This window comes from Rubritalea sp. (genome assembly GCF_051252225.1).
In the GTDB taxonomy this organism is placed as follows: Bacteria; Verrucomicrobiota; Verrucomicrobiia; order Verrucomicrobiales; family Akkermansiaceae; genus Rubritalea.
This window is the reverse complement of sequence record NZ_JBPOGE010000005.1, coordinates 240,521-251,684: the sequence shown is the minus strand read 5'-3', so window position 1 is coordinate 251,684 and position 11,164 is coordinate 240,521. Positions and strand designations below refer to the sequence as shown.

7 protein-coding genes are annotated in these 11,164 nt (G+C 48.8%); 5 read left to right on the top strand and 2 right to left on the bottom strand.

Translation table 11 applies throughout. The annotated features are described in order from the left end of the window. Positions 1 to 982, top strand: a 982-nt coding sequence (gene miaA, locus ACSHX2_RS07435) for a tRNA (adenosine(37)-N6)-dimethylallyltransferase MiaA (RefSeq protein WP_435692080.1), incomplete at its 5' end; no start/stop codon positions are given. Positions 983 to 992: 10 nt separating this feature from the next. On the opposite strand, the gene ACSHX2_RS07430 is transcribed toward miaA, so the two are convergent. Next, positions 993 to 1,145 (bottom strand): hypothetical protein, encoded by a 153-nt coding sequence (locus tag ACSHX2_RS07430; protein WP_435692078.1) that lies wholly within the window; start codon positions 1,143 to 1,145, stop codon positions 993 to 995. Between the two features lie 444 nt (positions 1,146 to 1,589). Here ACSHX2_RS07430 and purB point away from each other — a divergent pair, with 444 nt between their 5' ends. Both purB and glnD read left to right on the top strand, forming a co-directional pair. Beyond that, positions 1,590 to 3,014, top strand: a complete 1,425-nt coding sequence (purB, locus tag ACSHX2_RS07425) for an adenylosuccinate lyase (RefSeq protein WP_435692076.1) — start codon at positions 1,590 to 1,592, stop codon at positions 3,012 to 3,014. Positions 3,015 to 3,122: 108 nt separating this feature from the next. Beyond that, positions 3,123 to 5,888, top strand: coding sequence for a [protein-PII] uridylyltransferase (gene glnD, locus ACSHX2_RS07420; RefSeq protein WP_435692075.1), 2,766 nt, complete (start codon positions 3,123 to 3,125; stop codon positions 5,886 to 5,888). Between the two features lie 61 nt (positions 5,889 to 5,949). On the opposite strand, the gene ACSHX2_RS07415 is transcribed toward glnD, so the two are convergent. Further along, a complete protein-coding gene (locus tag ACSHX2_RS07415) occupies positions 5,950 to 6,573 on the bottom strand; it encodes a carbonic anhydrase (RefSeq protein ID WP_435692074.1) in 624 nt (207 codons plus the stop codon). Between the two features lie 107 nt (positions 6,574 to 6,680). On the opposite strand from ACSHX2_RS07415, the gene ACSHX2_RS07410 reads away from it, so the two are divergent. Both ACSHX2_RS07410 and ACSHX2_RS07405 read left to right on the top strand, forming a co-directional pair. Continuing rightward, complete coding sequence (locus ACSHX2_RS07410; RefSeq protein WP_435692073.1) at positions 6,681 to 8,042, top strand: replication-associated recombination protein A; 1,362 nt, start codon at positions 6,681 to 6,683, stop codon at positions 8,040 to 8,042. Further along, positions 8,042 to 11,164, top strand: a complete 3,123-nt coding sequence (locus tag ACSHX2_RS07405; protein ID WP_435692071.1) for an efflux RND transporter permease subunit — start codon at positions 8,042 to 8,044, stop codon at positions 11,162 to 11,164. Before ACSHX2_RS07410 ends, ACSHX2_RS07405 begins: the two co-directional genes overlap by 1 nt.

Here is an 11,164-nt window from a genome sequence, read left to right as displayed (position 1 = left end):
TCACTTCTCACTTCTCACTTCTCACTTCTCACTTCTCACTTCTCACTTCTCACTTCTCACTTCTCACTTCTCACTTCAAGTGCTCCACCCCATCTACATCTGCGGCTCCACCGCTTCAGGGAAATCCTCTCTCGCTATCGAGCTAGCCAAGCGACTCGATGGAGAGGTGATCAATGGCGATGCCTACCAAGTCTATCGCGGGATCGAGACTCTCTCAGCAGCACCATCTACCGAGGAGCTCTCCCAAGCCCCACACCACCTTTTCTCCGTTCTAGCCACCACTGAAGACTTCGACGCCCAGCGCTACCGCGAACTCGCCTTGCCTGTCATTACAGAAGTCCAATCACGTGGGAAAACACCCATCATTGTCGGCGGCTCTGGCATGTACCTCAAGTTTCTCACTCACGGTCCATCCCCAGTTCCCGCAAGCGATCCCAAATTGCGAGCCGAACTCGAAACCCGTGAGAATGCCTCACTCGTCGCCGAGCTAAAGTCACTCGATCCCGAAGGCGCCGCCATCACTAACCTGCAAAACCGCCGCTACCTCATCCGCGCCCTCGAAATCTGCCTCCTCTCAGGACAAAAAATGTCAGCCATCAAAAACGACTGGAAGCAAACCTCAGACGCCATTGACAAAAACCTCCGCGGCGCCCTCATCCAGTGGGAAGCCGAGCCCCTGCGCCAGCGCATCGCTCTCCGCACCAAGCTCATGCTTGAAAATGGTGCCATCGACGAAATCAAAAACACCTCAAACCTCTCCATCACCTGCGAAAAAGCCATCGGCGTCCCACAGATCCGCGCCTACCTCGCTGGCGAAATCGACCTCGCCACCTGCGAAGAAAAAATCTTCTTCGCCACCTGCCAATACGCCAAACGCCAACGCACCTGGTTCAAAAAGGAGGATTGGCTAACCGCAATACCATATTCCGAATTAACAAAAGCAAAACAAGTGGCAATAAGTTTCCTCAACAGCCAATCTTAAAAAATGCTGATTACATCGCGCTTTCATTTTCGACGATGACTGGTGGCTGAGCCTGTGAGCTAGAAGAGAGCTCTTCCTGCATATAGGCAATAGCGCAGGCAACTGCAGAAGTTGCTACCAGTACACCGCCAATCAAGCACTTAAGTGGGAGTTTCGCTTTCATAACATTGTTAACGGGACTCTAGCAGAAAAACATATCCTCTCATAACGCACAACTAAAGGATCACACCTTATTCATTTACTATTAGCAATCTATACGAAGTAGCAACCAAACCTAACCCGAAACACAACAACGCATATAGGCTTACAGGTTCTATCTCACTCCTTGTTGACCTTACGGGTTCAATATATTTACTGATTTGAATACAGTTAAGCATTATGAATAACTCCACAACATACTGAACCATAGAAACATACTCATCACTTACGCAGATACAATGAACAGCTAATTCCTTTTAAAACATCAATAAGTGGCGGCTGCACCTGTGACTCAATGAACCAGCAAGAACTGAACTCACACAACTCCACATGAGTCTCTGTAAAACTACAGACACAAGATGTCTGCAATAAACTTGAATCTTCTGGGCTGCTCATTATTACTCCACCCATGTCCGCCATTCCTAATGTCTTAGCCGAGCGTTATGCCTCACAAGCCATCTGCAACATCTGGTCAGCAGAAGGCCGTATCGTACTTGAACGCGAATTCTGGATCGCCGTGATGAAAGCTCAGAAAGAGCTCGGTCTCGACATCCCGCAGGACGCTATCGATGCCTACGAGTCAGTCAAAGATCAGGTAAATCTCCAGTCCATCATGGACCGTGAGCGCGTCACCCGTCACGACGTAAAGGCCCGTATCGAAGAGTTCTGCGATCTCGCAGGGCACCAGCACATTCACAAGGGCATGACTTCGCGAGACCTCACTGAAAACGTCGAGCAGCTCCAGGTCTACCGTTCCCTTCTCATTCTCCGCGACAAAACCATCGCCACACTCGCTAAGCTCGATTCCCGCGCTCAGCAGTGGAAGGGACTACTCATCACAGCGCGTACCCACAATGTAGCCGCTCAACCAACCACATTTGGCAAACGCATCGCCATGTTCGGTGAAGAGCTACTCGGTGCATTAGGCTCACTGAACCACCTCACAGAAACTTACACGGTTCGTGGTCTCAAAGGTGCTGTTGGCACGCAGATGGACCAAATTTCCCTCTTCGAAGGAGACCTCGATAAAGTAAACGCTCTCGAAAACAACATCTGCAAGCACCTCGGCATCCCAGAAGTGTACGACAACGTCGGTCAGGTCTATCCACGCTCACTCGATTTCCGTACCGTTTCAGTCCTCACCGACCTCGCGTCTGGCCCATCCTCCTTCTCTCGCACACTCCGCCTCATGGCTGGTAACGAGACAGCAAGTGAAGGCTTCGCCAAAGGACAAACCGGTTCCTCCGCCATGCCGCACAAAATGAACTCACGTTCCTGCGAGCGCGTCAACGGCTTCCAAACCATCCTCAAGGGCTACCTCGCTATGGCGACTGGACTTGCTGGTGACCAATGGAACGAAGGCGATGTATCCTGCTCCGTCGTCCGCCGCGTCATGCTTCCAGATGCGTTCTACGCATGTGATGGCATGTTCGAAACATTCCTCACCATCCTCAATCAAATGGATGCCTACCCAGCAGTGATCGATGCTGAAAATGAACACTACCTACCATTCCTCATGACCACTACCATCATGATGGAAGCAGTCAAAGCAGGCGTTGGCCGCGAAGCTGCGCACAAGGTCATCAAGGAGCACGCCGTTGCCACAGTCAACGATCTCCGCGCCCGCGCCGTTAACCAGAACGACCTTCTCAGAAGACTCGCAGAAGACGACCGCATCCCGCTCAGCCTCGAACAACTCAATAGCCTTCTCGAAGAGGGTCGCGAAAATGCAGGCTCAGCCCGCACACAAATCGACGCCTTCAGTAAAAAGGTTGCAGACTGGTCAAAGCGCTTCCCTAGTGCTGCGAATTACGAGCCAGGCTCAATCCTTTAGCGCTAGTCACTAACCATTATCTCTCATTCTATGGCCTAGCAACTGCTAGGCCATTTTTACAAATGGACTCGAGTCCCTCATCTAAATTCCTAATTAAAAAATTCTCTGATGCATCCAATATCTGACTCCATCACTCAACACGCGGAAGAGGTTCTCATTCCAGGCTTAAGAAATGCGAATGAGCAAACTGAACGTGCCGAATTAATCAAAGACTATATCAAATTCCATGATGCACGTATTCGTGAAATTCATGACCTTGGAGCCGGTGGTTTAGAAGTAGCCGGTGCACGTTCACTCATGGTCGACAATCTGATCCATGCTGCATTCCTAACCGCACAAGAGCGTATTTCCCCTGAGTCCCCTATCAAAATGGCTGTCACAGCCGTTGGCGGTTACGGTAGGAGCACCCTCAACCCAGGATCAGATATCGACATCCTTTTCCTCCTTCCTGTCAACTCGACCAAGATCTCGAAAATTACAGCTCAGTTAGTTCAAGAGATTCTCTACTTACTATGGGACACTGGGTTCAAAGTCGGCCACTCGTCACGTTCCATCAACGAATGCCTCACTGAAGCCAAGCAGGAGCAGCAATCAAAAACAGCATTAATGGACACGCGGCTTGTCGCTGGGGATCAAACTCTCGTTGAAAATTTCATCCGCCGCTTCCAGCATGATTGTATTCAGAAAAACTCTGAAGCATTCTTCGAGCTCCGTCGTCAAGACATACGATCTCGCCATAAAAAATATTCGTACACAGTTTTCCTCCAAGAGCCACACGTCAAAGAAAGCTGTGGAGGCCTTCGTGACTATCATAACATCATCTGGGTTGAGCAAGTAGAACGCGGAACAAATGATCTCTCAGCTCTTGTCAAAGAACGCATCCTCACCAAAAACGCCCACAAAGAGATCATCGAAGCCTATGATTTCGTACACCGTGTACGAAACGAACTTCACTACCACACTGGCCGTTCAACTGACATTCTAACACTTCAGCTCCAGGGCGTGGTTGCCACCAATTTCCAGTATCCAGAAAAGAGCATTCTCCGTCGCTGTGAATCGTTCATGCGCGACTACTATCGTCACACACGCCACCTCTATAATCACACCACTTCGCTGATGGAGATATTCCAGATCGAAATCAATGAGAGCGATGAGGCAAAAGGCTGGTTAAAATTCCTCCCTAAGCCTAAAAAGAAACGTATTGAGCTGGATGGCTTTATCGTTCGCGATGGCAGGATTTACCCAAAAAATTCAGAAATTTTCCGAGAGGAACCGCATCGCCTGATGCGTGTATTCCAAGAAAGCCAACGACGGAATGTCACGCTCGCCCCCCCAATGCGCAAACTCATCAAAGCGAACTGGGACCTCATTGATAACGATTTTCGTAACAGCAAAGCGAACCGCGAAACCTTCCGTGCTATGCTGGAGCGAAAAGGTCAAGTCGCTGACACACTGCGCCGCATGCACCGTGTAGGCTTCCTAGGGAGATGGATGCCTGAGTTTGGCCAGCTCGACTGTCTTGTACAACACGAGTTTTTCCACCGCTACACAGCAGATGAGCACACACTTCGCTGTATCGAGCAGCTGGACGCTCTGATTGAAGATGACCGCCGAGAGAGAGATGTTTACCGTAAAATCCTCACAGACCTCGAAGATCCCTACGCCATCTACTTGGCTCTTATTCTTCACGACACTGGCCGTGCCGAGAACGTACGGGAACACACCGACGGCTCCGCCATGCTAGCAGCGAAAGTCTGCTCGCGTTTAAAGATTCGCGGAACGCGCCGTACACTTCTAACATTCCTAGTCGACCACCATCTCTCATTCTGGCGATACGCTACTAACAAGAACCTCGACGACCCTGAAGTAATCGAAGAGTTCGCAGGTATCATGCGCACCCCTGAGCGACTCAAAGCGTTACTCGTATTCACTTACGCTGACTCTAACGGAACAAATGAAGATGCCTGGTCTCCGTGGAAAGAGACACTCATGTTACAACTCTATCGCTCCACACTCGATTTCTTAAAAGCAGGAAAAGAACGCTACCGTGATGATCTGGTAACTGAAATCCAAAAGCTCAAAAAGCGTACTCAAGGCTGCCTCAAGGATAAATACCACGAGCAGTTAGACATGCATTTCGAGCGCATGCCAAAAGGTTATTTCCGCTATCGCGCACCAGAGTCGATCGCGATTCATATACGCGCAGTCAGACGCTTCCTCATTAAAGAGGAGAAAGCTGATGAGAGCTTCGCAGCCTCTGACCTACGTTGGATCAGCCACACAGACCGTGGCTATACCGAACTTGTTGTGACAGTAAGAAATCGCCCTCTTCTGATTGAAAAAGTAGCCTGTGCGCTCGCAGCTTCACAAATCAACATTATTGCAGCAGATATCTATACGCGTACTGATGGTGTTACATGCGACGTTTTCCACGTCTGCACCGAAGACCAACAAGCTGTAACTAATGCGCCTACTAAGAAAAAAGTAGAAGCCACCTTCTCAGAACTCATTCAGCAAGAAGCCTACGACTCTAGCAAGTATCTTAAAAAAACACGGAACTTCCTACAGAAAGACCCTACTGAAGGTGGTCTACCATTCCCTGTGAGAGCATTCGCTAACAATCTTACCAGCCAGCAGTACACAGCCATTGAAGTTCAAGCACTCGACCGTATCGGGCTTCTCCACGATCTCTTCCTTGAAATCGGGAAATGTGGACTAGCTACTGTCCACGCGCGCATCTGCACAGAAAAGGGCGCAGCTATGGACACTATCTATGTCAGCCAATTAGATGGTTCTAAACTTACCGATCCAGAAAAACTCGAAAAACTCGAAAGCTCTATTCAAAAACTCGTCGGTTTCGAACACGCTGATTAATCAAAAGAAAAGCCCTAGAGTGTTATTCTCTAGGGCTTTTATAAATTATATTTAGACCAGCTTAGCCACGCTTACCAAGACCGAATTTCTGAGGCTCCAGAATGGGCTTCGCCACAGGCTTTAACAGCCCGTCATGAAGATCATAAACCATGGCGTAAATGTGTAACTCTTGACCCCGCTCCCAGGCGTCTAACACTGGTGGTGACTGTGATACATTTACAGCTTGCTCAATCGCGTTGAGCTCACACAGACGCTTAAACTTAGCATCTTCATCGAGACCTGCGAGCTCTTCTTCGTACACGCTCATTACATCATCTACGTTGCGTATCCAGCTGTCTACAAGGCCAAAGCGCTTACCTGACAGCGCAGCCTGTATGCCACCACAACCGTAGTGACCACAAACGATGATATATTTCACTTTCAGATATTCCACTGCGTAGTGAATCACAGCGAGGCTATTGAAGTCAGCATGAAGTACTAGGTTTGCAACATTCCGATGCACAAACACTTCTCCAGGTTTCAGTCCTAACAATTCGTTAGCTGGAACTCGTGAATCAGCGCAACCAATCCATAAATACTCTGGTGACTGCCCTTTGGCTAATTCCTCAAAATATGTAGCATCTTGCTGCGTAATACCCTCTGCCCACTGCTTATTATTTCTTAAAATATTCTCGATACCTTCCATGGCTCTGACTTTTATAAATTTTCTAGTTTCTGCAAGCATTTCTGAAAAGATTCCATCTCCCGGACTTACTCCTTTGCCAGCTCAATGAATTTTGTTTCAACTGCCGCATGGATTCACTTTTCCCAGATGAGCCGAAAGCTCAGAGCGACCACGCAGAAGATGTGATCCTCAACGATCAACCTCTAGCTGCGCGGATGCGACCTCGCACGCTAGACGAAGTCGCTGGCCAACCGCACATTCTAGGAGAAGGGAAACTACTCAGACGCGCCATAGAAGCGGACCTCTTTAGCTCACTTATATTTTACGGCCCTCCAGGCACTGGAAAAACCAGCCTCGCGACAGTCATCGCAAAATCCACCAATTCGCGCTTCGAGATGCTCAATGGTGTAGAAAGCAATGTCTCAGAAATCCGCGATAAAATAGCTCAAGCTCGCACATGGAAAAAGCTCCGCGGTGAAACCACCATTCTCTTTATCGATGAGATTCACAGATTTAATAAGGCACAACAGGATGTACTCCTCCCGCATATCGAGCGCGGCACAGTCCGCTTCATAGGAGCGACTACCCACAATCCGTATTACTACGTAAACTCGCCCCTCACTTCTCGTTCACAAATTTTCCAGTTAGAATCACTTGCCACCGAAGATATCGTAACAGTCCTCAATCGCGCTCTAGCAGATAAAGAACGGGGCCTAGGTAAACTCAATATTCATGCACATGAAGATGCTCTCACTCACATTGCCGAAAAATCTGACGGTGATGTTAGAAAGGCTCTAACCGCTCTAGACCTAGCAGCTCTAACTACTCCAGCAGGCGATAATAACATTGTCGAAGTCACTCTCGCAATAGCTGAAGAATCCATTCAGAAAAAAGCAATCGTCTATGATGCCACTGGTGACGCTCATTACGACACCATATCAGCCTTCATTAAATCCATCAGAGGATCAGACCCCGACGCAGCACTCTACTGGCTTGCAAAAATGCTACATGCTGGAGAAGATGCACGTTATATTGCCCGTCGCTTAGTTATCTCAGCAAGCGAAGACATAGGCCTAGCAGACTCTAACGCTCTACGAGTGGCTATGGATGCCCAGCAAGCATTCGAATTCATTGGCATGCCTGAAGGCCGTATTCCTCTGGCGCATGCGACAGTCTATTTAGCGACCTCACCTAAGTCCAACAGCGCTTACGCAGCACTAGGAGAAGCCATGGCTGATGTCCAATCTGGTCGTACGCTTTCTGTCCCACCTCACCTCCGCACTCCTACTCGCAAAAAGCTTGCAGCAGCCTCTGGAGCTAGTGATGACACACTAGAATATTTTTATTCTCATTCTTTTGAAGGGAATTATGTTCCGCAGTCGTACCTCCCAGAAGGCAGGCACTATTACACGCCCACAGAAAATGGTCTTGAGAAGCGTATCAAAGAGCGTCTCGACTATTGGAAATCACTTCATAAACAATCTCAATAATGATCCGCTGGTTCGCAAAAAATCACGTTGCAGCTAACATTCTCATGTTAGCAATTCTATTAGGAGGAGGTTACACAGCTTACTTCCAGCTCCCTGTAGAAATAGAGCCCACTGTGGAATTTCCTCAGGTAAATATCCATGTACCCCTCCGAGGAGGAACTCCTAAGGACGTCGAACAAAAGGTGGTACTGCCTATCGAAAAAGAACTGGCGGATATTTCAGAAATCAAAGCCATCCATGCTGACGCCAACCGCAACAGCGCCTTTTTTAGACTAGATATCGATGACTCCGCAGACATCGATAAAGTGAAAAATGAAATCAGCAGCAGAATTGAGCGCATCAGCACCTTTCCCGCTGAAGCTGATAAAGCCAACATCTTCGTTCCCTCCACCGCTTATTGGCATGGCGTCATCTCCATAGCAATCTATGGAAACCTCTCAAATGCTGACCTACTGACCGCTGCTAAAAAAGTACGCGCCGACCTTACAGCCATTGAGGGCATTTCCAAAGTCGTCATTAAAGGACAGCGAAGCAAACAGATCCTGATCGAGGCTAAGCCAGAAGTTCTCAACGCGTACAATCTCTCCATCTCTACTCTATCTCGTAAAATCCGCGAGGCATCTGTCGATCTCTCAGCTGGCTCAGTAGACAACAATGGTGAGCGTATCCTCATCCGCTCCAGCTCCCAAGCCTATGAAGCGGAACAATTTCGCGACCTTGTTATTTCCCGCGAATTCGGATCTGAGCTACGTCTCAGAGATGTTGCTACGATCCGTGATGTCGTCGCTGATGATGAGAGAATACTGCGCTATAATGATCAAAACGCTATTCTATTAGAAGTCCTGCGCTTCGATGGAGAGAACTCACTCAAGATCGCAAATTCTGTTCACGACTACGTTGCCAATTCGCAAAACCGTTTTCCAGACGGAGTGAACCTAGCCACATGGGATGATGACTCGGTCAGTCTCAAAGGCCGATTGAACACACTCGCAGTAAACCTGCTCCAGGGTGGAGTGCTCGTACTTATCTTTCTTGGACTCTTCCTGCGTCCACAAATCGCCTTCTGGGTGGTTGCTGGTATTCCTATCAGTTTTGCTGGCGGCGTGATTGCCATGCACTATTTAGGAGTCTCAGCGAACAACATGAGCCTCTTCGGCTTCATCATCGTATTAGGTATTGTGGTCGATGATGCCATTGTTACTGGAGAAAATATATACTCCCGCCTCAAGGACGGAAAACTCTCGCCACTCGATGCTGCGGTAATTGGCACCCAAGAAGTCGCCACACCTGTGACATTTGGCATGATCACCACCATAGCGGCATTCATTCCATTAATGTTTATCGATGGCTACCTCGGTGAGATGGCTCGCCAGATTCCACTCGTAGTGATTCCTGTGCTGCTCTTTTCTTTGGTTGAGTCCAAGCTCATCCTTCCAGCTCACCTCAAGCACCTCCAGGCTCACAGAAGCAACACCAACTGGTTCATTCGTACCCAGCGCTACGTTGCAGACGGCTTAGAAAAAGTCATCCAACGTGTGTACAAGCCGATGCTCGATTTCTCACTCAACCATCGCTACACCACTATTTCCATATTCGTTGCTACTCTCCTACTTACTGCTGGGTGGTACATAAAAACCGACAACTTCGATCCAGCTCCATCGACCGACCGCTACTACATTTACGCATCATTAGACACAGTGAGTGGCACATCCTTTGAAGAAACTGATGAACGTGTCACATACGTCGTCGAAGCCTTAAACTCCATCCGCAACGACTTCACCGACAGTGGCACAGGAGATTCTCTAATCGGTAATGTAGTAACCTCCACAGGCGGCAAGCCCTGGGGTGACTCTTCTGACCCTACCGAAGCCTATATTCTCGTTGAAATCACCCCTCCTGGTCAACGCACGACTCCAGGGCCTAAAAATGCTGAAATTGCTGAAGCCTGGGAAAATGCGGTAGGTGAGATGCCTGGCGTTCGCAGTTTCTACATCCGCAGTGAACAAAACAACTCTCGTGGGAAAAAATCAGATCCTATCAATGTCGTCGTTCGATCCGAAAGTGACGAAGAGCGAAAAGCCTTTGAGACAGAGCTTAAAGAATGGTTAAAAAGCCAGGATCAAATCAGCAGTGCTTGGTCAGACCGCCAGCGGGATCAACGAGAACTCGATATCAAACTCAATGGAGCTGGCCGAGAAGCTGGGCTTACTCAAGGAGATTTAGCACAGCAGATTCGTAACTCTTTCTTTGGAACTGAGGTACAGAAATTCCAAACTGCAGATGAGGAATTGAGCGTCATGCTCAGGCTTCCCGAAGAACAGCGCAAATCGCTCCACACACTCGACACCCTTCGTATCACTCTCCCGAACGGCCAGCTCGCGAGTATTTCCCAAGTCGCTACAGTGAGCGAAGGAGTCAGCCCACGGCGGATCAAGCGTAAGGACGGTGCGCGCTTCACCGAGGTTGCCGCTGTCGCCAAAGGTGATTATGACGTCACTAAGATGGAACCTGAGCTCACAGCGTACCTCAACTCACTCGCGCTCGACTACCCTACGGTGCAATGGAATTATCAAGGAACGCTCGCTGAATTCAAAGAAGGGAACAAGCGGATCATGGCGCTCGCTATCATTCTCACATTTACCCTCTACTCACTGTTAGCAATTCCATTTAAATCGTTCATCCAGCCACTTTTCGTCATGATCGCGATCCCATTTGGAGTGATTGGAGCTTACTGGGGACATGTCATTTTAGGCATTAAAGTGTCTTACCTTTCCTACTTCGGCATGCTCGCCCTTGCTGGCGTCGTGGTGAATGACTCGCTCGTAATCGTGGACTTCATCAACAAAAAAGTTCGCGAAGGGATGCCGCTGCGAGAAGCTATCGCAGAGTCAGGTATTCGACGTTTCCGCCCGATCCTACTCACCTCGCTCACGACCTTTGCGGGTCTTATGCCGATCATCTTTGAGAGCTCGATCCAGGCACAATTTTTGATACCAATGGCGGTATCACTAGGCTTCGGTATACTCTTCGCCACAGTGATCACTCTATTCCTCATTCCCTGTGCCTACGCCGTAAGCTCAGACCTGACTGGGCTCTTTAAAAAGAAATCACACGATACATAA

Excerpts from the sequence above, each read along its gene's own strand:
- ACSHX2_RS07430 (WP_435692078.1), bottom strand. The coding sequence starts at position 1,145 with ATGAAAGCGAAACTCCCACTTAAGTGCTTGATTGGCGGTGTACTGGTA.
- purB (WP_435692076.1), top strand. The coding sequence starts at position 1,590 with ATGTCCGCCATTCCTAATGTCTTAGCCGAGCGTTATGCCTCACAAGCC.
- glnD (WP_435692075.1), top strand. The coding sequence starts at position 3,123 with ATGCATCCAATATCTGACTCCATCACTCAACACGCGGAAGAGGTTCTC.
- ACSHX2_RS07415 (WP_435692074.1), bottom strand. The coding sequence starts at position 6,573 with ATGGAAGGTATCGAGAATATTTTAAGAAATAATAAGCAGTGGGCAGAG.
- ACSHX2_RS07410 (WP_435692073.1), top strand. The coding sequence starts at position 6,681 with ATGGATTCACTTTTCCCAGATGAGCCGAAAGCTCAGAGCGACCACGCA.
- ACSHX2_RS07405 (WP_435692071.1), top strand. The coding sequence starts at position 8,042 with ATGATCCGCTGGTTCGCAAAAAATCACGTTGCAGCTAACATTCTCATG.